Origin of the sequence: Actinoplanes subtropicus (assembly GCF_000721705.1) — a bacterium.
In the GTDB taxonomy this organism is placed as follows: Bacteria; Actinomycetota; Actinomycetes; order Mycobacteriales; family Micromonosporaceae; genus Actinoplanes; species Actinoplanes subtropicus.
In genome coordinates this window covers 15617-38067 of record NZ_JOJL01000058.1, presented here as the reverse complement: position 1 = coordinate 38067, position 22451 = coordinate 15617, and the positions used below count along the sequence as shown (strand labels likewise).

Here is a 22451-nt window from a genome sequence, read left to right as displayed (position 1 = left end):
GCAAGAACACCAACGTACCCACACCAGCCGCTACCAGCACCAATACGACCTCGCGGCCTAACCAAGACCAAGAAAGTCACTCAGAGAGAAACGCACCCGGGCTCTCCCGCCAACGGACAGGCTGTCCGCCATCCCTCTGACGGCGCGTTTGTGCCAGACTCGTGCCTCGTGGACGAGATCGCTGTCGCCGCCGAGTCGCGACCGGACCACCCCGCACTGATCGCTCCGACGAGCACGCTGACCTGGGCCGAGGTCGACGCCCGGGTGGAGGCGGCCGCCCGCCGGCTGGTGATGCTGGCCCGCCCCCGGGAACGCGTCGCGATCGTGCTGGGCAACTCCGTCGACTTCGTGGCGACCTACTACGGGGTGCTGCGGGCCGGCCGGGTCGCGGTGCCGCTCAACCCCGGGTACACGGCCGACGAACTGGACTACGTGATCACCGATTGCCAGGCCGCGGTGGTGGTCGCCGAGGCCGAGGCCCGCACCAAGCTGCGGTCGTCCACCCCGCCGTGCGTACCGCCGGATCTCGCCGGAGCGACCGGCGACCTGCCGGAAGTTTCGGCGGATGATCTCGCGGTGTTGCTCTACACCTCCGGGACCAGCGGACGGCCGAAGGGCGCGATGCTCACCCGCGCCGCGCTGGCGGCCAACCACGACCAGCTGGACGCGATCGATCCGCCGGTGGTCGGGCCGGACGACGTGGTGCTGCTGGCGATGCCGTTCTTCCACGCGTACGGGTTGAACACCGGTCTCGGCACCGTCGCGCACCACGCGGCCACCGGTGTGCTGATCGACCGCTTCGACCCGGCGGCCTCGCTCTCCGTGATTGCCGAACGTGCCGTCACGGTGACGATCGGCGTGCCGGGCATGTACACCGAGTGGTCCCGGCAGCCGTCGGTCAAGACCGGGCTCAGCAGCGTGCGCACCGCGGTGTGCGGCGCCGCGCCGATCGCCCCGGCCGAGGCCGCGCACTTCCACGCCGCAACCGGCAAAACCTTGATCATTGGGTACGGGTTGACCGAGACCGCGCCGGTGTTGACCACCACGGCGGTCAGCGATCGGGGCAAGCCGGGCTCGATCGGCCGCCCGCTGCCGGGAGTTTCGCTGCGCTTGCGAAACGCGGAGGGCGAGATCCTCTGGGAGGACGGCACCGCCTCGCCCGACGAGACGCTTCCGCCCGACGAGGCGGCCGAGCTCGACCTCTCCGTCGAGGACTCGGCCGGCACCGACCCCGGCGAGATCGTGGTACGCGGCGCCAACCTGTTCTCCGGCTACTGGCCGGACGGCCGGGACGGGCCGGACGACGAAGGTTGGTGGGGCACCGGCGACGTGGCGTACGCGGACGGCGACGGCGACCTGCACCTGGTCGACCGGATCGGCGAGCTGATCCTGGTGAACGGCTTCAACGTCTACCCGGCCGAGATCGAGCGGGTGCTCGACGGGCACCCGGCGGTGGCCGAGTCGGCGGTGGTCGGGGTGCCCGACGACGAGACCGGGCAGCGGCCGCACGCGTACGTGGTGGCCGCGCTCGACCCCGCGCCCACCCCGGCCGAGCTGCAGGTCTTCTGCGCCGCGCAGCTCGCCCGGTTCAAGCTGCCGAGCATCGAGCTGGTGCGTGAGCTTCCGCACTCGGCGATCGGCAAGGTCCGGAAGAGGGAGATCACGTCGTGAACCGAGTGACCTTGATCAGCCGGGACGGTTGCCACCTGTGCGAGGACGCCGAGGCCGTGCTCGACCGGATTTTGCCTGGTCAGTGGAGCCGGGTCGACGTCGACTCGGATGTGGAGCTGCAGCGTGACTACGGCGACCGGGTGCCGGTGGTGCTGCTGGACGGCGCCGAGCACGGCTACTGGCGGATCGAGGAGGCCCGGCTGTTGCGGGATTTGGCGCGACAACCGGGGGAGCCCCGCATATAGGTTGTTCGCCGTGACCGCTACGCATCTTGTCTGGGACTGGAACGGCACCCTTCTCGACGACCTGCATCTGGTGGTCTCGGCCACCAATGTCGCCTTCGAATCGGTGGGCGGCCGGCCGGTCGACGCCGACGAGCACCGCGCCCGGTACCGCCGGCCGGTGGCCGAGTTCTACGCCGAGATGCTCGAGCGGGCGATCGACGACCAGGAGTTCGGGCGGCTCGACCGGCTCTTTCACGACACGTACCGGCTGGGGCTGACCAGCATGACGCTGGCCGCCGACGCGATGACGGCGATCAAGTCGTGGCCCGGCTCGCAGTCGCTGCTGTCCATGTGGTTCCACAGCGAGCTGGTGCCGGCCGTCGAGACGTACGGCCTGGCCGGGGTCTTCACCCGGGTCGACGGGCTGCGCACCGAGGTGGGCGGCCACCTGAAGGCCGCCCATCTGGCGACTCACCTGGACCAACTGGGCATCCCCGGCCACCAGGTCGTGATGATCGGCGACTCCCTCGACGACGCCGCCGCGGCCGACTCGGTGGGCGCCCAAGCGGTCCTTTACACCGGCGGCTTCACCCACCCCGACAAGCTGCGCGCCTCAGGCCGTCCAGTAGCCGACACCCTCCTCGAGGCCGTGGAGCTCGCGAAGTCTCTTTGACGCGTTTCAGGGTCAAGAGCCAGATCAAGTTCCCGTTACCGTACGAGGTCAGCCGAGTCCCCGCCTGCCCAGGCGATCTGCCTGCCGTCCCGGCCCCGGTGCCGCCGGCATCCGGGCTGGGCTGCACTCGGGCAGGCCGGCCCGGGCGGCCGGTCACCCTCGCTGCCGCCGCTGACGGCAGGGTGGTCGGTAGACCGACGGCCGGGGCATACTTCGAGGGGTTCAATAGCACGCTAGTGGATCTCTGTCCACTCGCCTCACCAAGATCGCGATTTGTGCACGCCTTCACAAGCGCCTACTCTGTGACTTCGAAGAGCCCCGCTATCACAGCCGGTCGAGCTGGGCGACAGGGGGCTCGCACCGCTAGTTCGACACGTCGTCGGCACGGAGTCAGATGAGTCAGCAGCGTCACGGAAGCACGCCCGGAGGAACGGGCGACGTCCCGGCCTTCCCGGACCTCCCGGAGGCGACGATCGCCCGGCTGCCCGAATACCTTCGCGCACTGCACAACCTCGGCGAGGGTGGGGCCGACACGATCTCCAGCGAGGGTCTCGCGGCCGCCGCCGGGGTCAACTCGGCGAAACTCCGCAAGGACCTCTCCCACCTCGGGTCGTACGGCACGCGCGGGGTCGGCTACGACGTCGCCCTGCTGATCGAGCAGATCGAGTACGTTCTCGGCCTCGACCAGCGCCGGGCCGTCTGCCTGGTGGGCGTGGGTAATCTCGGTCACGCCCTGGCCGGGTACGACGGCTTCGCCAGCCGCGGCTTCAAGATCGTCGCGCTGTTCGACGCCGACCCCGCGAAGGTCGGCGAGCGGATCCACGGCCTGGTCGTGCGGCACATCGACGAGCTCAGCGAGGTCGCGGTCGAGGAGAGCATTGCCATCGGCGTGATCGCGACCCCGGCCGGCGCCGCCCAGGCCGTCGCCGACGAACTGGTCGCCGCGGGGGTCACCAGCATCCTCAACTTCGCGCCGTGCGTGCTATCGGTCCCGGCGAACGTCGACGTGCGCAAGGTCGACCTCGCCATCGAGCTGCAGATCCTCTCATTCCACGAGCACCGCAAGGCGTCGCTCACCGCGTTGCCCGGCGGCCGGTCCGCCACGGGGGCGGGAACTCAGGAGGCGGTCGGGTCGTGAACCTGCTCAGTGTCGGTGCTTCCTACCGCACCGCCGACATCAGCACCCTGGAGCGGCTCACCATAGCGGAGGACGCCGTCCCCGGGCTGCTGCACAAGCTCGTCAGCCAGCCGTACATCGGCGAGGCGGTGCTGCTCTCCAGCTGCAACCGGGTCGAGATCTACGCCGCGGTGAGCGGCTTCCACGGCGGCCTCGGCGACGTCTGCAACGTCCTCTCCGAGGCCTCCGGCATTCCGGCCACCGAGCTGGCCGGCCACCTGTACGTGCACTACGACGAGGCCGCGGTGCAGCACTCGTTCCGGGTGTCCGCCGGGCTCGACTCGATGGTGGTCGGCGAGTCGCAGATCCTCGGCCAGATGCGCGACGCGTACCACGCGGCCAGCGAGGCGGACACCGCCGGGCGGCTGCTGCACGAGCTCATGCAGCAGGCCCTGCGGGTCGGCAAGCGGGCGCACGCCGAGACCGGCATCGACAAGGCCGGGCAGAGTGTGGTCACCGCCGCGCTCGACGTCGCCGCGGCCGAGATGGGCCCGCTCGACCAGAAATCGGCGCTGGTGATCGGCGCGGGCGCGATGGGTTCGCTGTCGGTGGCCACGCTGACCCGGGCCGGCGTCGGCTCGGTGCGGATCAGCAACCGCAGCGCGGCGGCGGCCGACCGGCTCGCCGAGGCGTACGGCGCCGTCGCCGTCCCGTTCGAGCAGCTGGACGCGGCGCTGCGCTCGGCCGACTTGGTGATCACAGCGACGGCGGCGAGTGAGCCGGTGCTGACCCGGGACCGCCTGTCCGCGGCCGGTCCGCTGGTCGTGCTCGACCTGGCGGTGCCCCGCGACGTGGCGCCGGAGGCGGCCGGACTGCCCGGCCTCACCATCATCGACATCGACAGTCTCGCCTCGTCCCGCCGCACGCTGCCGGCCGCCGCCGAGACCGCGGCCGTCGAGCAGATCGTGACCGCCGAGGTCGAGCACTTCCTCGGCTGGCTGCGCGGCGCCGACATCGCGCCGACCGTGGCCGCGCTGCGCAACCGGGCCGAGGACGTGGTCGCCGGCGAGTTGCGCAAGCTCTACGCGCGCCGAGCGGAATTCACGGATGAGCAGCGAGCGGATGTTTCCCGTACGCTGCATCGGGTCGTTCAGCAGCTGCTGCATTCGCCGACCGTACGGGTGCGCCAGCTGGCCGCCGAACCGGGCGGCGACCAGTACGCCGCGCTGCTGCGGGAGCTGTTCGATCTGGACGTCCCCCATGCCACCCAGGCCGATGCCGTGCCCGAGATCGGAGGAAAAGCGTGAGCGCCCCCCTGCGCCTTGGCACTCGTGGCTCCGCGCTGGCCCTCGCCCAGTCGCAGTTGACCGCCGATGCGCTGACCGCCGCCACCGGCCGGCCGGTCGAGCTGGTGCGCATCGTCACGTCGGGCGACCGCTCCTCGGCCCCGGTCGCGCAGCTCGGCGTGGGTGTCTTCGTGTCCGCACTGCGGGACGCGCTGCTGGCCGGTGAGATCGACTTCGCCGTCCACTCGTACAAGGACCTGCCCACCGCCGTGCCGGCGCGGCTGCACATCGCGGCCGTCCCGCCGCGCGAGGACCCCCGCGACGTACTGATCGCGAAGGGCGACCGGGTGCTCGCCGAGCTGCCGCCGGGCTCCGTGGTGGGCACCGGCGCGGTGCGCCGAATCGCGCAACTGCGGGCATTGGGCCTAGAGTTGCAGGTCACGCCGATCCGCGGGAACGTCGACAGCCGGATCGCCCGGGTCCACGGGCCCGAGGCCGATCTGGACGCCGTCGTCCTCGCCCGGGCCGGTGTGGCTCGTCTCGGCCGGGCCGCCGAGATCACCGAGACGCTCGACCCGATGCTCATGCTGCCCGCCCCGGCCCAGGGAGCGCTGGCGGTGGAGTGCCGGGCCGACGACTCCGACCTGGTCGAGCTGCTGGCCGCGCTCGATCACGCACCGTCCCGGGCCGCCGTCGTGGCGGAACGGGCGATGCTGGCCACGCTCGAGGCCGGGTGCTCCGCCCCAGTCGCGGCACACGCCGAGCTCGCCGAGGGCGAGCACGGTGACGAGATCTACCTGCGCGGTGCGGTGATCAGCCCGGATGGGTCCCGAGCCATCCGCCTGTCGCGCACCGGAACGCCCGCCGACGCGGCGGAGATCGGCAAGGCACTCGCCGCCGACCTCCTCGACGCCGGCGCCGATACCCTGATGGGGAGCACAGAATGACCACCCGCACCGCCCGCAAGCCTGCAGGACGCATCGCGTTCGTCGGCGCCGGACCAGGCGATCCGGAGCTGCTGACCCGTCGCGCGCACGCCGCGCTCACCGACGCCGACCAGGTGGTGTACGACCGCGGAGTCCCCGACTCCCTGCTGTCCGCGATCAAGGCCGAGGCCAAGGCCGACGCCCAGTTCAGCCCGGCCGAGGGCGCGCCCGGCGACGTCGCCAAGGTGCTGCTGTCCGCGGCCAAGTCCGGCCTGTCCGCCGTGCACCTGGTGTCCGGCGACCCGTTCGGCCACGAGTCGGTGATCAAGGAGGTGCAGGCCGTCGCGCGTACGGCGGTGCACTTCGAGGTCGTGCCCGGCATCGGACAGGCCGCGGGCGTCGCCACCTACGCCGGCGTGCCGCTGCCGTCGGTGCGGACCACGGCCGACGTCGACGACGTGACCGCGCTCGACTTCGACGCGCTCGCCGCCTCGTCGCGCAAGGGCTCGTTCGCCGTGGCGGTCGACGCCGGCGACCTGGCCGCGGTCCGCGACGGGCTGCTGGCGGCCGGCGTCGAGCCGGGCATCCCGGTCGCGGTGACCGGCGACGGCACCGGCGAGACCCAGTACACGACCACCTCCACCGTCGACAGCTTCGTCGCCGCCGCCCTCGGCTTCACCGGCCGGGTGGTGCTGACGGTCGGCTCCGACGTGGCCGAGCGGGACGCGCTCAGCTGGTGGGAGAACCGCCCGCTGTACGGCTGGAAGGTCCTCGTCCCGCGCACCAAGGAGCAGGCCGGCGCGATGAGCGCCCGGCTGCGGGCGTACGGCGCGATCCCGTGCGAGGTGCCGACCATCGCGGTCGAGCCGCCGCGCACCCCGGCGCAGATGGAGCGCGCGGTCAAGGGCCTGGTCGACGGCCGGTACGCCTGGGTCGTCTTCACCTCGGTCAACGCCGTGCGCGCGGTCTGGGAGAAGTTCGACGAGCACGGCCTCGACGCCCGGCACTTCGGCGGCGTCAAGATCGCCTGCATCGGCGAGGCCACGGCCGAGGCGGTCCGCTCGTTCGGCATCCAGCCCGAGCTGATCCCGGCCGACGACCAGTCCAGCGAGGGGCTGCTCGCCGAGTTCTCGCCGCACGACGAGATCCTCGACCCGGTCGGCCGGGTGCTGCTGCCGCGCGCCGACATCGCCACCGAGACGCTCGCCGCCGGGCTGATCGAGCGCGGCTGGGAGGTCGACGACGTGACGGCGTACCGCACCGTGCGGGCCGCGCCGCCGCCGGCCGAGATCCGCGACGCGATCAAGTCGGGCGGCTTCGACGCGGTGCTGTTCACCTCGTCCAGCACCGTACGCAACCTGGTCGGCATCGCCGGCAAGCCGCACGCCCGCACGGTCGTCGCGGTGATCGGCCCGAAGACCGCCGAGACCGCCACCGAGTTCGGCCTGCGCGTCGACGTCCAGCCCCAGCACGCGTCGGTGCCGGATCTGGTCGAGGCGCTCGCGTCGTACGCGATCGAGCTGCGCGAGAAGCTGGCCGCGATGCCGGCCAAGCAGCGCCGCGGCTCGAAGGTTCAGGGACCCACCGCTCTGCGCTTCCGCTGATTTTGGAGTCGCCATGTCGTTCCCCGATGTGCGCCCGCGCCGCCTGCGGCGCACGCCGGCCCTCCGCCGCCTGGTGGAGGAGACTCGCCTCGCCCCGTCCGAGCTGATCCTGCCCCTCTTCCTGAAGGAGGGGCTGACCGAGGCCCGGCCGATCAGCTCGCTGCCCGGCGTCGTCCAGCACTCGCGGGAGTCGCTGCGCAAGGCGGCGCACGAGGCGGTCAGCGCGGGCGTCGGCGGCCTGATGCTGTTCGGCGTACCGGAGAACGAGAACAAGGACGAGACCGGTTCGGCCGGCCTCGACCCGGACGGCATCCTCAACGTCGGCATCCGCGACCTGGTCGCCGAGGTGGGCAACGACACGGTCGTGATGAGCGACCTGTGCCTGGACGAGTTCACCTCGCACGGGCACTGCGGGGTGCTGGCCAAGGACGGCTCGGTCGACAACGACGCGACGCTCGAGGTCTACGCCGAGATGGCGGTGTGCCAGGCGCAGGCCGGAGCGCACATGGTCGGCCCGTCCGGCATGATGGACGGCCAGATCGGCGTGATCCGGCGCGCCCTGGACAAAAAGGGCTTCCAGGACACGTCGATCCTGGCCTACTCGGCGAAGTACGCGGGTGCGTTCTACGGCCCGTTCCGCGAGGCGGTCGAGTCCACCTTGCAGGGTGACCGCCGCCAGTACCAGCAGGACCCGCCGAACCTGCGCGAGGCGCTGCGCGAGGTCGACCTGGACGTGGCCGAGGGCGCCGACATCGTGATGGTCAAGCCCGCGCTGGCCTACCTCGACGTGATCGCGGCGATCCGCGACCGGGTGACCGTCCCGGTCGCCGCCTACCAGGTCTCCGGCGAGTACGCGATGGTCGAGGCGGCCGCCGCGAACGGCTGGATCGACCGCGACCGCATCATCATGGAGACGCTCACCTCGATCAAGCGGGCGGGCGCCCAGATCATCCTCACCTACTGGGCCACCGAGGTGGCCCAGCGCCTCCGCTTCTGACCGCCGGTCCGCCACCGACGTGACGTCGCGGTCCCGCGTCTTCGGGGCGACCTGAGCAGTTCGATCAGGCCACTTCAAGGCGTCGTGTCCCAACCGTGCGTCGCCCGCCTGACCGCCGTGAATCGCGACCTTCGGCCGCCGTCAGCCACCAGCCGTGCCTTCCGCGACAACCACGGTTGCCGTGAGGGCCACATTCCTCCTGCACTCGGCCGCGCTCCGAACCCTTCCCGGACCACTTTGCTCTGCGCACCAAGACGCACTGCTCTGCGCACCGAGACGCCCCCGGCTCTGCGCACGTGGGCACGCCCGCTCTGCGCACTTGGGCCCCCGGCTCTGCGCACAAAGACGCACTGCTCTGCGCACCGAGTCCCCCCGGCTCTGCGCACGTGGGCACGCCCGCTCTGCGCACTTGGGCCCCCGCTCTGCGCACAAAGACGCACTGCTCTGCGCACCGAGTCCCCCCGGCTCTGCGCACGTGAGCACGCCCGCTCTGCGCACTTGGGCCCCCGGCTCTGCGCACTTGGGCCCCCGGCTCTGCGCACAAAGACGCACTGCTCTCCGCACCGAGACGCCCCCGGCTCTGCGCACGTGGGCGCGCCCCGGCTCTGCGCACGTGGGCGCGCCTGCTCTGCGCACGTGGGCGCGCCTGCTCTGCGCACGTGGGCGCGCCTGCTCTGCGCACGTGGGCGCGCCTGCTCTGCGCACGTGGGCGCGCCCGCTCTGCGTACCAGGAGGCACCCGCTTGCGCGCAAGGACGCCCGTCGGGGTGGTCCGCTCGGGCGGTGCGTATCAGTGCGCAGTGCTGTGCGTATTGGTGCGCAGAGCAAAGGCGCGGAGAAGCAGCACCTGGCCTGCGGATTTGGTGCGGAGTTGGGGCGAACTCGGAGTTGTCCACAGGGGCTCTCCGGGAATCGACGCCAGCTGCCATAGTCGGACGCATGCCAATCCCAGCAAATGCTGACGAGCCGTCGTTCGGGCTTCCCGTGCCGGGCCTGGTTCGCCGCGTGCGCAGCATCGCGCGTATCAGCCAACGTGAGCTGGCGGTGGCGGCTCGGCTCTCCCGCTCCACGATCAGTCGCATCGAGAAGGGCACTCTGACGCCGAGCTTGCCCGCCTTCGAACGGATCTTGGGCGTGGCTGGTCTCGGCATGGCGGTCGTCAACGATGACGGGCGGGTAATTCTGCCGATGCGCGACCGGGAGGATGCCCGCGACGGCGCCGACCGACGCTATCCGAGTCATCTCGACACGATCTTGGATCCGGAGCCCGGGGAATGGTGGGGCGATCAATATGGGCTCGCCCGTCCGCCAGAGACCTTCCACCGAGATCGGCGCACGCGAGAGATACAGCGCCGGCGTAGCCAGTGGGAGGTCCGGGTCAAGAAATACCGTGATCAGCCTCCGCCGCCGCAGGTGCCGGGCTATTTCTGAGAAAGCCCGGTGCCGGCGGAGGCGTCACTCGGTCGGCTCGAGCAGTTGGACGAGTTGGGCCACATCGGCGCCGTACTCGAACCAGTCGCGGTCGGGCTGGTAGCCGAGCTCGGCGTTCACCTTGAGCATGGCCTCGTTGTTCTGGGCGTTCCAGGTCTGCACCTCGCGCAGCTCCGGCTCGGCGTCGCGCAGCTCGAACAGCATGCGGGCCTTGATCGCGCGGTCGATGCCGTAGCCGCGGTGCGCCCGGACCACGATCGTGTCGTACTGGTCGGCGCGCTCGGGGTGCTGCGCGGGCACGACCACCTCGGTCAGGCCGGCCACGTCGCCAGTGGCCTCGTGGATGGCCAGCACGATGTACGGCTTGAGGCCGCGCTTGTGCAGCGTGTTCAGCGAGTCGCGGAGGCGCTGCGGGTCGGACGAGCGGGGCGCCAGGTCGAGATCGTCGTCATCGTCCTGCGCCTCGAGCTTGGCCTGCGCATACGCCTCGAGCAGTTCCTCGGGCGGGCCGCCGGGGTGATACTCCACGCGGTAGCCGGGCGCGATGCCGCCGGCCATCTCGCGCAGCGTCGGCCAGTCCACCGAGGCCAGATTGAGCACGCTGCGGGTCTCCACATACTCCCGCTCGAAGCCCAGCGACTCGTAGAACGGGATCGCCGGGGTGCCGCCGATCACCTCCACACCGATCGAGGAGAAACCCTCGAGATAGGCCCGGCGGGTGGCGACCGCGACCAGCTGGCGGCCGAGGCCGCGCCGGCGCAGCGAGGGTTTGACCATCACCTCGAGCACGCCGATGTCGCCGAGCAGCAGGATGCTGACATGCGCGAAGATCTCACTCTCCCCTTCGGGGAGGCGGTCGTCCTCGGCGACCCAGCAGATCCGGCGCTCACCCGGGACGGTCTCGGCCAGATACTCTCTGACCTGGACGTCCTGCCATGGTGGATCGTCGGGGAGATCGACGGACAGGACCGCGTTCACCGTCTCCACGAGAGATCGGATCTCCCCCGCCGACGCTGACCGGGGATCCCATTCACGCACCCTCACCCGTACAGCTTGCCGGTAAGCGGACCTTCAGGGAAGTGCTGCGAACGTAATTGTGCGGGGACCGTCACTGTGCGTCGTGGTTCGGTCTCATCCCTGGCTGCGCTGGCCGTAGTCGTTAGCGGCCTCGAAGACCTTTTGCGCGTACGGCTGGACGGCGTTGTACGAGAGAATCGCGTCCCACCAGGACGCCCCCTTGGACAGGTCACGCCCGCCCTGGCACAAATAGGAGGCCGCGGTGAGTGACGCATCGTAGATGTCGTTCGGGTCGGCGACGCCGTTGTTGTCGGCATCCATCTTGTAGCTGTTCCAGGTCTGCGGGACGAACTGCAGTGGACCGACGGCCCGGTCGTACGTGGTGTCACCGTCGATCGTGCCCTGATCGGTGTCCCGGACCAGCTGCCGACCGCCCTTGCCGTCCAGCGGCAGGCCATAGATGGGAGGCTGCACCTCACCGTCGGCGCCGAGCACGGCGCCGTTCGCGCTGCCATGGTCGGATTCCACCTTGCCGAGGGCGGCGATCGTGGTCCAGCTCAGATGGCAGGACGGCGTGGTCTTCTCCAGCACGAGCGCGGCATAGCCGTACGCCTCCAGCGCCACCACCGGAATGCTGACCTTGGTGCCGATCTGCTGGGCCCAGCCTTCCAGGGCATCGGCCGGGCGCTGGCCGTTCTGCCCCTGCCCGGCCGGGGTGGTGACGGCGGGCGCGCCGGACGGGCCGATCGGAGCGGAGCCGGTGGGCAGCCCGGCGGCCGCGCCGACCGGCGGCGCCGAGGCCGCCGTCGCTCCGGCGCCGAATGCGGGGGTCGCGCTGGGCGCGGGTGTGGCATCCAATGCTTGCGGTACGAGGTAAGCACCGGCAGTGCCGGCCGCCCCGAGCAGCAGCAGGACGATGACCCCGGGTAGCACGAGGCGTCCACTGGGGCGCTTGGCCCAGGCGGAGGTGCTGCGGCCGGCCCGGGCGACGGCCTGCACGGGATGCGCGCGTCGGGGGGCTGGGGGAGTCGCCTTGGGGTCGCTCGTGGAGTCGCTCGTAGGGGTGGCCGTGGGGGTCGTCGGGGGCTTGTCCGCGCCGTCCCCCTTGGCTGCCGCCTCGGTCTTGCCGTCGTCCTTGGCCGCGTCCAGAGGCACCGCGTCGGTCTTGCCGTCGTCCTTGGTCCCGTTCGGAGGCGCCACGTCGGGTTTGCGGTCGTTCTTGGCCGCGTCCGGGGGCACTACCTCGGTCTTGCCTTCGCCTGCGGCCTCGCTCGGAGGCGTCACCTCGGGTTTGGCCTCGCTCTTGTCCTCGGCCGCCGGGGTCGCCTCGCTCTTGCCCTCGACCGCCGGGGTCACCTCGGTCTTGCCTTCGTCCGTTGCCTTTGCCGCCGGCACAGCGTCCGTCTTGGCCTCGGACTTTTCGGCTATATCTGACTTGGTGGCCTGCGTGGTTGCCGGCGCCGCCTCGGGGGCCGCGCCGGAACTGCCGAGCGGCCCGCCCCGGTGCGGCGCCGACGCGCGCAGCTCAGGTTGCCCCATCGGTGTCTTCCGCCCGTTCGCCACGGCCCCGACCATACCCGCCGATGGCTCGCGGCAAGAGGCCCCGTCGACCCCCCGCCGATGACGTTGCGGCTGGGTAGGGCCGCCGCGTGTATTTCTGTCGGACCTGGGACCTACTCTTTGCCAATGCCGCGTTACGAGTTCCGGTGCCGCGCCTGTGGCGACACATTCGAGGTCAGCCGCCCGATGAGCGAGGCGTCCACCCCCGCCGCCTGCCCCCAGGGCCACGGCGACACTGTCAAGCTGCTCTCCACCGTCGCGGTCGCCCGCGGCGGCGCCACAGCCCAGCCGGCCCAGCCTCAGGCCGGCGGCTGTTGCGGCGGCGCCTGCGGCTGCTGACCCGCCAACCGCGGGCGCGCAGTCGACCGACGAGGCGTGCCGGGCCGCGTCGTGCTGGGCCCCTGTGCGTCGGGTCGCCGCGTTGCCGCGTCGGGCCGCGTCGTCGGGGCCGTACCAGGCCGCGTCGCGCCGCCTCGCCGGGCCGAGTCGCGCCGCCGCGTCGTGCCGCGCCGGGTCGCGCCGGGCCGGCCGGGTCGCGCCGGGCGGGCCGGGTCGCGTCCTGCCGCGTCGCGTCCTGCCGCGTCGCGCCGCCTCGCCGGGCCGCGTGGCGCCGGCCCGTGCCCCGTCGCCGCGTTGCGTTGCGCCGGGCGGGCCGGGCTGTGCTGGCCGGGCTGTGCTGGGCCGGGCTGTGCTGGGCCGGGCTGTGCTGGGCCGGGCTGTGCTGGGCCGGGCTGTGCTGGGCCGGGCTGTGCTGGGCTGTGCTGGGCCGGGCTGTGCTGGGCCGGGCTGTGCTGGGCCGGGCTGGGCTGGGTCGGGTCGTGCCGTCCTGTGCCTGGTCGGGCCGTGGCGTGCCTGGGGCCGGGTGCGCGGGGTCGGGCTGGCTGGGTGGTGCGGGGTCGTGTCGGATCGGGTGGTTGCCGGGAATGGGGCTCGCGTAGGTTCGTGCGGGGTTTACGCGGGCGGGTGATGCGGTCTCGTTCGGGGGGTGTTGAAGTTCCGCGCGGGTGCGTACGTCCAGAAGGGGTGGCTCTTTCCGGCCGATCGGGCATATGGTCCGGCGATCGATCTTCGGGGCGGGGTCGCGATTACGCAGCGCAGTGACCGTGCGACGTGGAGAGATGTCGTGTGGGGTGACTCTTGCGGGTACGCCCGAACGGTCGGCGGGAACTGACCGACTGCGGCGTGTCCCGGCTCGATCCATTTCGTTACGTCACGCGTAGTGCATAGGGAAGTCGATGACTCTCGGACGAGTGTCCTCCGTCCGGGGTCGGTCGTGACGGGCGGATTGTTACCGTCCGTTTCTACGATGCACGGTAACGCTGCGATACGGCAGCATGAGTCACGACTTCCCAGAAGGAGGCGGAGGTTCACCGTGTCGGGACGGACCGAGCTGCCGAGCGGCCTGGTGACCTTTATGTTCACCGATATCGAAGGCTCGACTCGGCTGGCCCGGATGCTCGGTGACGATTACGGCTCCGTCCTTCTTGCTCACCGTACGTTGCTACGCGACGTGTTCGGGGATTTTGACGGTGTCGAGTTATTTACAGAGGGTGATTCGTTCTTCGTCGCCTTCCGTGAAGCTGGCTCCGCTCTCGCCGCTTGCGTAGAGGCACAACGGCGACTGTCCGCACACGAGTGGCCGGGTCGTGACGCTATGCCAAGGGTGCGGATGGGGGTGCACACCGGGTTCGCGAAGCCGATCGGCGAGGAGTACGCGAGCATCGAGGTGCACCGCGCCGCCCGGGTAGCGGCGGCCGCGCACGGTGGGCAGGTCCTCTGTTCGGGCGCCACCGCGCTGGCCATCCTGACCTCGGGCGCCGACATCCCGTTCGGAGTGTCGATCCCGGGCGCCCCGCAGCTCTTGCCGTTCGGCCCGGCCGCGCGGCCCGCCCCGGCATCCAGCGCCCCAGCAAAACCCACCAGCCCGTCCCTCGCCAGCGGTCCGGCGCTGGTCAGTGGCTCGGCCTCGGCCAGTGGAGCGGCGCTGGTCAGTGGCTCGGCGGCGGTCAGCGGCCCGCCGTTGGCCAGTGGCGTGGCGTCGGTCAGTGCCTCGGCGTTGGCCAGTGGCGTGGCGTCGGTCAGTGGCTCGGCGTCGGCCAGTGGAGCGGCGCTGGCCAGCGGCCCGGCAGCGGTCAGCGCCCAGACAGCGCCCAGCTCCTTGGCGGCCAACGGGTCGAATCGCGCCGAGACCGTGGTGGATCCGGTTGCCGAGTGTCTGTCCGGTGTCGACCTGCTCGACCTCGGGCCGCACCGGCTGCGCGGCTTCGACGACGACGAGCGGCTCTTCCAGGTCGTCGCGGCCGGCCTCGACCGGGACTTCCCGCGTCCGCGCACCCCGGGAGCGGCCCGGCACAACCTGCCCGCGCCGGTCACCTCCTTCGTGGGCCGGCGGGCCGAACTCGCCGAGCTGTCCGAGCTGCTCACCCGGCACCGGCTCGTCACGATCGCGGGACCCGGTGGCGCGGGTAAGACGCGCTTGTCACTGGCGTTCGGCGAGCAGGTGCTCACGGCGTACCCGCAAGGAATTTGGACGGTCGATGCGGTCAGCGCGGCAACCGGCCTGGCCCCCGCCCTGGCCGCGGCCCTTGGCCTGCGCGCCGAGCCGGGCCGTCCGGTGCTGGAGACGGTCTTGGAAGAGTGCGCGGGCCGGCGGATGCTGCTGCTCCTGCAGACCTCTGACGCCGCGCCGGCCGCCTGTGCCGGTCTCGTGCAGCGGCTGCTGGCCGCCTGCCCCGGCGTTGACGTGCTGGTCACTGGGCGCGAGCCGCTCGGGGTGCACGGCGAGGTGGTCTGGCGGATCCCGCCGCTGTCGCCGGCCGACGCGTTCACCCTGCTCGGCGAGCGCTTCGAGGCGGCCCGCGGCGGACGGGCGGCGTCGGTCGAGGAGAAGGGCGACCTGGCTCGGGTAGCCGCGCGGCTGGAGGGTTCACCGCTCGCCATCGAGCTCGCCGCCGCCCGGATGCGGCTGTTCTCGGCCGCCCAATTGGAGGCACGACTCGACGACCCGATCGCTGCCCTCGACCCGATCAGCGCCGCCCCGGCCGGCGCCGGCTTGAGCAGCGCCGGCTTGAGCAGCGCCGGGCTGAGCGGTGCCGGGCTGAGCGGTGCCGGGCTGAGCGGTGCCGACCTGAGCGGTGCCGACCCGGATGGTGCGGATCCCGGGGAGCGCCACCGCAGCCTGACCGCCTGTCTCGACTGGTCCTACCGGACGCTGAGCCTGCGCTCCGCCGCCCTCCTGCGCCGCCTTTCGGTCTTCGCCGGCGCCGTCGACCTGCCGACCGTCGAGTGGTGCGGGCCGGACGCGGTCGGGTCGCTCGCCGAGCTGGCCGAGAAGTCGCTGATCGAGGTGGTGCCGGGGCCGCTTTATTGGATGTCCGAGCAGGTCCGGGCGTACGCGTGCCGCCAACTTGCCGCCGCCGGGGACGAGCACGTCGCCCGGGACCGGCACCTGGCCTGGTCGCTGCACACGCTCGCGGCCGCCACCGTGGACACCGACGGTCAGCCGCGCACCGTCTCGCTGACCGAGCGTGCCCCGTACGTGCCGGAATGGCAGGCAGCGCTGCGCTGGGCCGCCACGCACGGAAGCGTCGAGGCCGGCTTGCGGCTGGCCAGTGCGCTCGACCCCTGGTGGCGGGAGCACGGCGGCGCCCGCGAGGGACGCGACCTGCTGTTCCGGCTCTACCGCCGGCTCGACGACGCCTCCGTGCCGCCCGCCGACCTGGCCTCCGCCTATCTGGTGCACGCCCGGCTCGCCGACGATCCCGAGGAGCGGGCCCGGTTCGCCGAGCGGGCCGAGCGGATGGCGCGGGTCGCCGAAGACCAGGGCCTGCGGGTTCGGGCCATGGCCAAGTACCGGCTGACGCTGGTGGCGGAGGAGCAGTTCGACGCGGCCGAGAAGCACTGCCGCGAGATGATCGCCCGGGCCGAGCAGTTCGGCGTGGCCGAGGCCGGGCTGCCGTCCGTGGTGACGCTGGCCGAGCTGCTCTGGCGGCGGGACGCGCTCCTCGAGGCGGCCGAACTGCTCGGCGGCGCCCGTCAGCTGGAGGCCGGCCGCCCCGAGGACCGCGGCCGGCGCACCGTCGACTGGCTGCTGGGGATGGTCGCGCTGCGCCGTCGTGACCTGGTCGCCGCCCATGACCACCTGGTGGTGGCCCTGCGGTCGCGGCTGCGGCACGGGTTCCGGGGCGCGGCCGCCGACGCGGTCGCCGCGATCGCGGTCCGCTGTGCGCTGGGCGGCGACCCGGCGAGCGCGGCCGTCCTGTTCGGCGGGGCGGAGGCGGCCCGCGGCGCCCGGGGTACCGACATGTTCGGGCGTTTCTGGGCCGACCAGCAGTTGGCTCTGCGCACCTCCCTCGGCGACGCGGCCTTTGATGCCGCGTACGCCGACGGAGTGGGTTTGGGTTTTGATCGGATCGTGGCGATGGCCCTGGCCGTGGAGCATCCCGATCTCGAGGACGGCGCGACCCGGTTCGCCCAGACCCTTACCTAGCGGCGGCGCCGGCCAGCATGGCCTGGGCCCGGTTGAGGTCGCTCTGCTGGACCGCGGCCAGTGAGCCGAAGTTGTGCACCGCTTCGTAGTACGTCCAGGCCAGGCTGTAGCAGGCTGGCCGGACCACGGCGCTGTAGGTGGCGCATTTGCGCTTGAGATCGGCGTAGAACATCGAGTCGACCCGGTCCTTGTTGGCCGGGAAGGTGCCGATCGCCTTGTAGTTGCGGTAGCCGAAATCGTGATGCCAGCAGGACAGCGTGAAGTCGAAGCCGAGCGGCTTGTCCGGGCTGGCCGAGCAGTAGTCGGTGGACCAGTCGAAGTTGTAGGACGCCCACCGAGCGCGGTCGAGCCGGGCCGTGTTCCAGGCGGTGGTGCTGGCCGACGTCGGCTGCGTCCAGTTGGAAAGGACCGTCGCCTTGTCGGCGGTGGCGTAGGCGGCGCCGGCGGGGAACAGCGCGGCCAGGGTGACGACCAGAACGATGAGGATGCGTCGGGTCATGCGGGCAGTGTCGGCGGCCGACGGCGTACGCATGAAGGTCTGTCGATGGGCTTTGCCGCACCGTGCGCGAAGCTACCGGCGGGCATTCCTGAACGATGGTTAATGTGATGTCCTGAAGGGCGTGCCTGTACGCGGCCAACTAAGGTGTCCGTGTGCGGGACAAGAAATGATCCATCTGCCGCTGGTGCGCCGGAGCCCCCTGCGAGCGCTCACCGTCCGAGTGCTGCTCGCGATCGCATTGGTGCTGGTCACGGTGTCGATCATCTACGCCGACCGGGGCGGCTACCGGGACATCAACAACGATGGACTGAGCCTGCTCGACTGCTTCTACTACGCCGTCGTGACGCTCTCCACGACCGGTTACGGCGACATCACCCCGGTCACCCAGGACGCCCGGCTGGTGAACGTCCTGGTGATCACCCCCGCCCGGGTGCTCTTCCTGATCATCCTGGTCGGCACCGCCCTCGAGGTGCTGACCGATCAATACCGCAACAGCCTGCGCGTCGGCCGGTGGAGGCGAAAGTTGAAGGACCACGTCATCGTCTGCGGCTATGGCACCAAGGGCCGCGCGGCGGTCGCCGCGCTGCTGGAGAACGGACACGACAAGGCGCGCATCGTCGTGGTGGAAAATCGAGAGGCGGCCGTACGCCAGGCGACCGCCAACGGCCTGGCCGCGATCGACGGCAACGCCACCCGGTCGTCCGTGCTCAACGAGGCCGACGTCAAGAACTGCAAGGCCGTCATCATCGCCACGGACAGCGACGAGGCGTCCGTCCTGATCACCCTCACCGTCCGCCAGTTGACGGCCGGCCAGGTCCGGATCATCGCGGCGGTACGCGAGCAGGAGAACGCGGCGCTGCTGAAGCAGAGCGGTGCCCACCACGTGATCGTCTCGTCGTCCACGGCCGGCCGGCTGCTCGGCCTGACGACCACGGCGCCGCCGCTGATCGACGTGGTGGAGGACCTGTTGACGCCGGGGCAGGGGATGGCGCTGGCGATGCGGAGCGCGGAACGCAGCGAGGTCGGCCAGAACCCACGCGAGCTGGCGACCCTGGTGGTGGCCCTGATCCGGCGGGGCAAGGTGCTCCCCCTCGGCGGCGACCAGGCGGTAACCATCGAAACCGGCGACTTCCTGGTCTACATCCGCAACGAGGAAAGCAGCGTCGGCGTCTCGGTCTGATTTGCCCCTTGATTCACCCCGGGCTTACCGGGCTCACACATGTAGGTGCATTCCGATGTCTTTGCCACTAGACTAGGCGCTAAGCAACCACACGCACCGCTAGTTGCGCGAGACAAGGGGCGAGTGAGCGCCGGAGGGCAAAAGAAAACGGCCCCCAAAGGGGGCCGTCCTGCGGTATCTCTCCGCCCGAGCTAGTCCAGCGTACACCCCCAACGACCTGGAGAGCAACCGTGGCATCGCTCACCGCGTACATCGACGGCTTCAACCTCTACTACGGCATGAAGAGCAAGTACCGGCGAAAGTATCTGTGGCTGGACCCGGTCGACCTGATCTGTCGTCTTCGGCCCCACGATGACGTCGTCCTAGTCCGCTACTTCACCGCGGTGGTGCGCGGCAATGCCGAGGCCACCCACAATCAGCTCGGCTACCTGGACGCGATGACGGCTCGCAACGGCTCCCGGCTCGACGTGCGGATCGGCCGTTTCAAGCACCGCACTCCGTGCCTGCCGCCGGTGCGGTGAGCCCTATCGATGTGGATGCGGTCTGGAGTATCACTCGCACGAGGAGAAGGAGACCGACGTCGCGCTCGGCGCCATGATGGTGGCCGATGCGGCGCGCGGGTTTGCCGAGACGAGCCTCCTGATCAGCGCGGACACCGACATGCGGCCCGCGCTGCAGGCGGTTCGAATGGTCGTGCCCCGGCAGCGTCTCTACATCGGCCTGCCGCCCGGCAACACCCAGCCCTCCGGACAGCTTCTCAGCGTGGGCGACCTCGGCCACTTCTTCATTCGGGAGTCGATCCTCCGAAGCGTCCAGCTGCCGAGCGAGGTCCACGACCCCCGGTCCGGGCCGACCTATCGGCGCCCGGACAAGTGGCGGTGACCGGAGAACTACATGATGGTCCAGGTGTCGGCGGCGTTGAGGAGGGCGTCGAGCATCTCCTCGGGGGTGCCCGCCGCCTCGGCCTTCGCGTCGGCCAGCTGCTTCTGCAGGATCTGGTCGTAGGTCGGCCGCTTGACGTCGCGGAAGACGCCGATCGGGGTGGTCGCCAGGTCGGAGCCGGAGAGGCGGGACAGGGCGAACGCGTACGCCGGGTCGTCGACCGTGGCGTCGTGCACGACCGGGAACTCGCCGTCGAGGGCGGCCGAGTCGCGTACCGACAGGCCGAAGCCGCCGGCCGGGTGGACGACCGAGAACTGCTGCTCCGAGCCGAACGTGATCGGCTTGCCCTGTTCGAGGCGGATCAGGTGGTCGTCGCGGGTGGACGGGTCCTTGATCAGCTCGAAGGCGCCGTCGTTGAAGATGTTGCAGTTCTGGTAGATCTCGACGAACGCGCTGCCCTCGTGCTGGGCCGCGGCGCGCAGCACCGACTGCAGGTGCTTGGCGTCCGAGTCGATCGTGCGGGCCACGAAGGTCGCCTCGGCGCCGAGCGCCAGCGACAGCGGGTTGAACGGCGAGTCCGCCGAGCCGGCCGGGGTCGACTTCGTGATCTTGCCGAGCTCGGAGGTCGGTGAGTACTGCCCCTTGGTCAGGCCGTAGATCCGATTGTTGAACAGCAGGATCTTCAGGTTGACGTTGCGCCGCAGGGCGTGGATCAGGTGGTTGCCGCCGATCGAGAGCGCGTCGCCGTCACCGGTCACGACCCAGACCGACAGGTCGGGGCGGGACGCGGACAGGCCGGTCGCGATCGCCGGGGCACGACCGTGGATCGAGTGCATCCCGTACGTGTTCATGTAGTACGGGAAGCGCGAGGAGCACCCGATGCCGGAGATGAAGACCGTCTTCTCCCGGGGGATGCCGAGCTCGGGCATGAACCGCTGCATGGCCGCGAGGATCGAGTAGTCACCGCAGCCCGGGCACCAACGTACTTCCTGGTCGGACTTGAAGTCCTTGGCGGTGAGCTTGAGCTCCACAGTCGGGCTAGCCATTCTTGACCACGTCCTCGAGCATGCTTTCCAGGGTCGCGGCGGTGAATGGCAGGCCGCTGATCTGGTTGAACGGAACCGCGTCGACCAGGTATTTTGCCCGGATCACGTGGGCCAGCTGACCCAGGTTCATCTCCGGGATGATCACCTTCTCGTACGCCTTGAGCACCTCGCCGAGGTTGGCCGGCAGCGGTGCGAGGTGCCGCAGGTGCGCCTGCGCGATCGGCAGCCCGCGCTGGCGGAGCGCCCGGCAGGCCGCGCCGATCGGGCCGTAGGTCGAACCCCAGCCGAGCACCAGGACCCGGGCGTTCTCGTCGGCGTCCTCGACGTCGATGTCGGGCACCTCGATGGCCTCGATCCGGGCCGCTCGCGTACGCACCATGAATTCGTGGTTCGCCGGGTCGTACGAGATGTCTCCGGTCTTGTCCGCCTTCTCCAGGCCGCCGATCCGGTGCTCCAGGCCCGGCGTGCCCGGGATCGCCCAGGGCCGCGCCATCGTCTCGGGGTCGCGGAGGTACGGCAGGAAGCGCCCGTCCTCGCTGTTCGGCGCGGTCGTGAACGGCACCGTCAGGTCGGGCAACTCGGACGGCGACGGCAGCAGCCACGGCTCGGAGCCGTTGGCCACGTAGTTGTCGGAGAGCAGGATCACCGGCGTGCGGTAGGTCAGCGCTATCCGCGCCGCCTCGATGGCCGCGTGGAAGCAGTCGGACGGCGACTTGGGGGCGATCACCGCGAGCGGCGCCTCGCCGTGCCGGCCGTACAACGCCATGTTCAGGTCGGCCTGCTCGGTCTTGGTCGGCATACCGGTCGACGGGCCGGCCCGCTGCACGTCGACGATGACCAGCGGCAGCTCGAGCGCGATGGCCAGCGAGATCGTCTCGCCCTTGAGCGCGACGCCGGGGCCGCTCGTCGTCGTCACCCCGAGCGCTCCGCCGTACGCCGCGCCCAGCGCCGCGCCGATCGCCGCGATCTCGTCCTCGGCCTGCATCGTGGTGATGCCGAACCGCTTGTGCTTGGACAGCTCGTGCAGGATGTCCGAGGCCGGGGTGATCGGATACGCCCCCAGGAACACCGGCAGCTTGGACCGGACGCCGGCGGCCACCAGCCCGAGCGCGAGCGCCTGGTTGCCGGTGATGTTCCGGTAGGTGCCCGGGTGCATCTTGGCCGGCTTGATCTCGTACCGGACCGCGAAGTCCTCGGTCGTCTCGCCGAAGTTCCAGCCGGCCTGGAAGGCGGCCTTGTTCGCGGCGACCAGGTCGGGGCGCTTGGCGAACTTGCGCTCGAGGAAGCGCAGGGTCGACTCGTACGGCCGGGAATACATCCAGCAGACCAGGCCGAGGGCGAACATGTTCTTGGCCCGCTCGGCGTCCTTCTTGGAGACGCCGTGGTCGCTGAGGGCGCCCACGGTCATCGAGGTCAGCGCGACCGGGTGTACGGCGTAGCCGTCCAGCGAGCCGTCCTCGAGCGGGCTGGTCGCATATCCGACCTTCGCCAGGTTTCGCTTGGTGAACTCGTCGGTGTTGACGATGAGGTCGGCGCCCGGCGGCAGGTCGGACAGGTTCGCCTTCAGCGCCGCGGGGTTCATCGCGACCAGCACGTTCGGCGCGTCGCCGGGCGTGAGGATGTCGTAGTCGGCGAAGTGCACCTGGAAGCTGGAGACGCCGGGCAGCGTGCCTGCTGGTGCGCGGATCTCGGCCGGGAAGTTCGGCAGTGTGGAGATGTCGTTGCCGAGCTGTGCGGTCTCGGACGTGAACCGGTCACCGGTCAGCTGCATGCCGTCGCCCGAGTCGCCCGCGAACCGGATGACCACCCGATCCAACTGCTCGACTCGCTTCGCTCCAGCGGCCACGATC

The 22451-nt window shown here is 70.9% G+C and carries 19 protein-coding genes; 14 read left to right on the top strand and 5 right to left on the bottom strand.

The genetic code is table 11. The annotated features are described in order from the left end of the window. The first annotated feature begins 168 nt into the window (after positions 1–168). The 9 genes from IH26_RS0149195 to IH26_RS0149155 all read left to right on the top strand — a co-directional run bounded on the left by IH26_RS0149195 (position 169) and on the right by IH26_RS0149155 (position 9928). A complete protein-coding gene (locus IH26_RS0149195; RefSeq protein WP_425394473.1) occupies positions 169–1671 on the top strand; it encodes an AMP-binding protein in 1503 nt (500 codons plus the stop codon). Beyond that, a complete protein-coding gene (locus IH26_RS0149190; protein ID WP_030443231.1) occupies positions 1668–1916 on the top strand; it encodes a glutaredoxin family protein in 249 nt (82 codons plus the stop codon). The genes IH26_RS0149195 and IH26_RS0149190 overlap by 4 nt, the downstream gene beginning before the upstream one ends. A 10-nt stretch (positions 1917–1926) precedes the next feature. Further along, entirely contained in the window at positions 1927–2568 is a 642-nt protein-coding gene (locus IH26_RS0149185; RefSeq protein ID WP_030443230.1) for an HAD family hydrolase, read from the top strand. Between the two features lie 394 nt (positions 2569–2962). Beyond that, the gene (locus IH26_RS0149180) at positions 2963–3706 is read left to right on the top strand and encodes a redox-sensing transcriptional repressor Rex (protein ID WP_030443229.1); all 744 of its coding nucleotides are present in this window, start codon (positions 2963–2965) and stop codon (positions 3704–3706) included. Then, complete coding sequence (locus IH26_RS0149175) at positions 3703–4992, top strand: glutamyl-tRNA reductase (RefSeq protein WP_030443228.1); 1290 nt, start codon at positions 3703–3705, stop codon at positions 4990–4992. The genes IH26_RS0149180 and IH26_RS0149175 overlap by 4 nt, the downstream gene beginning before the upstream one ends. After that, entirely contained in the window at positions 4989–5918 is a 930-nt protein-coding gene (gene hemC, locus IH26_RS0149170; protein WP_030443227.1) for a hydroxymethylbilane synthase, read from the top strand. Before IH26_RS0149175 ends, hemC begins: the two co-directional genes overlap by 4 nt. Next, entirely contained in the window at positions 5915–7501 is a 1587-nt protein-coding gene (locus IH26_RS0149165; protein ID WP_030443226.1) for a bifunctional uroporphyrinogen-III C-methyltransferase/uroporphyrinogen-III synthase, read from the top strand. Before hemC ends, IH26_RS0149165 begins: the two co-directional genes overlap by 4 nt. Before the next feature lie 13 nt (positions 7502–7514). Then, positions 7515–8498 carry a porphobilinogen synthase gene (hemB, locus tag IH26_RS0149160; RefSeq protein ID WP_030443225.1) on the top strand — a complete coding sequence of 328 codons (984 nt, stop codon included), beginning with the start codon at positions 7515–7517 and terminating at the stop codon, positions 8496–8498. Positions 8499–9436: 938 nt separating this feature from the next. Then, the gene (locus IH26_RS0149155) at positions 9437–9928 is read left to right on the top strand and encodes a helix-turn-helix domain-containing protein (RefSeq protein WP_030443224.1); all 492 of its coding nucleotides are present in this window, start codon (positions 9437–9439) and stop codon (positions 9926–9928) included. A 24-nt stretch (positions 9929–9952) separates the two neighbouring features. On the opposite strand, the gene IH26_RS0149150 is transcribed toward IH26_RS0149155, so the two are convergent. After that, positions 9953–10972, bottom strand: a complete 1020-nt coding sequence (locus tag IH26_RS0149150; RefSeq protein ID WP_030443223.1) for a GNAT family N-acetyltransferase — start codon at positions 10970–10972, stop codon at positions 9953–9955. An 87-nt stretch (positions 10973–11059) separates the two neighbouring features. After that, complete coding sequence (locus tag IH26_RS0149145) at positions 11060–12508, bottom strand: lytic transglycosylase domain-containing protein (protein WP_030443222.1); 1449 nt, start codon at positions 12506–12508, stop codon at positions 11060–11062. Positions 12509–12631: 123 nt separating this feature from the next. On the opposite strand from IH26_RS0149145, the gene IH26_RS0149140 reads away from it, so the two are divergent. Beyond that, on the top strand, positions 12632–12844 hold the full coding sequence (locus IH26_RS0149140; RefSeq protein WP_030443221.1) for an FmdB family zinc ribbon protein: 213 nt from the start codon (positions 12632–12634) through the stop codon (positions 12842–12844). A gap of 1075 nt (positions 12845–13919) precedes the next feature. After that, entirely contained in the window at positions 13920–16994 is a 3075-nt protein-coding gene (locus tag IH26_RS0149135; RefSeq protein WP_342668373.1) for an adenylate/guanylate cyclase domain-containing protein, read from the top strand. On the opposite strand, the gene IH26_RS0149130 is transcribed toward IH26_RS0149135, so the two are convergent. Next, positions 16987–17493 (bottom strand): phospholipase, encoded by a 507-nt coding sequence (locus IH26_RS0149130; RefSeq protein ID WP_030443219.1) that lies wholly within the window; start codon positions 17491–17493, stop codon positions 16987–16989. The two genes, IH26_RS0149135 and IH26_RS0149130, sit on opposite strands and share 8 nt — an antisense overlap. 166 nt (positions 17494–17659) lie before the next feature. Here IH26_RS0149130 and IH26_RS0149125 point away from each other — a divergent pair, with 166 nt between their 5' ends. The 3 genes from IH26_RS0149125 (at position 17660) to IH26_RS0149115 (ending at position 19555) form a co-directional block, all read left to right on the top strand. After that, on the top strand, positions 17660–18673 hold the full coding sequence (locus tag IH26_RS0149125; RefSeq protein WP_030443218.1) for a potassium channel family protein: 1014 nt from the start codon (positions 17660–17662) through the stop codon (positions 18671–18673). A gap of 230 nt (positions 18674–18903) precedes the next feature. Next, positions 18904–19194, top strand: coding sequence for a PIN domain-containing protein (locus tag IH26_RS0149120; protein ID WP_030443217.1), 291 nt, complete (start codon positions 18904–18906; stop codon positions 19192–19194). A 73-nt stretch (positions 19195–19267) separates the two neighbouring features. Further along, entirely contained in the window at positions 19268–19555 is a 288-nt protein-coding gene (locus IH26_RS0149115; protein ID WP_030443216.1) for a PIN domain-containing protein, read from the top strand. 8 nt (positions 19556–19563) lie between these two features. Here the strand turns inward: IH26_RS0149115 and IH26_RS0149110 are convergent, their stop codons facing one another. Then, on the bottom strand, positions 19564–20601 hold the full coding sequence (locus IH26_RS0149110; protein WP_030443215.1) for a 2-oxoacid:ferredoxin oxidoreductase subunit beta: 1038 nt from the start codon (positions 20599–20601) through the stop codon (positions 19564–19566). Further along, positions 20594–22447, bottom strand: coding sequence for a 2-oxoacid:acceptor oxidoreductase subunit alpha (locus tag IH26_RS0149105; RefSeq protein ID WP_034217874.1), 1854 nt, complete (start codon positions 22445–22447; stop codon positions 20594–20596). Before IH26_RS0149105 ends, IH26_RS0149110 begins: the two co-directional genes overlap by 8 nt. Positions 22448–22451 lie beyond the last annotated feature (4 nt).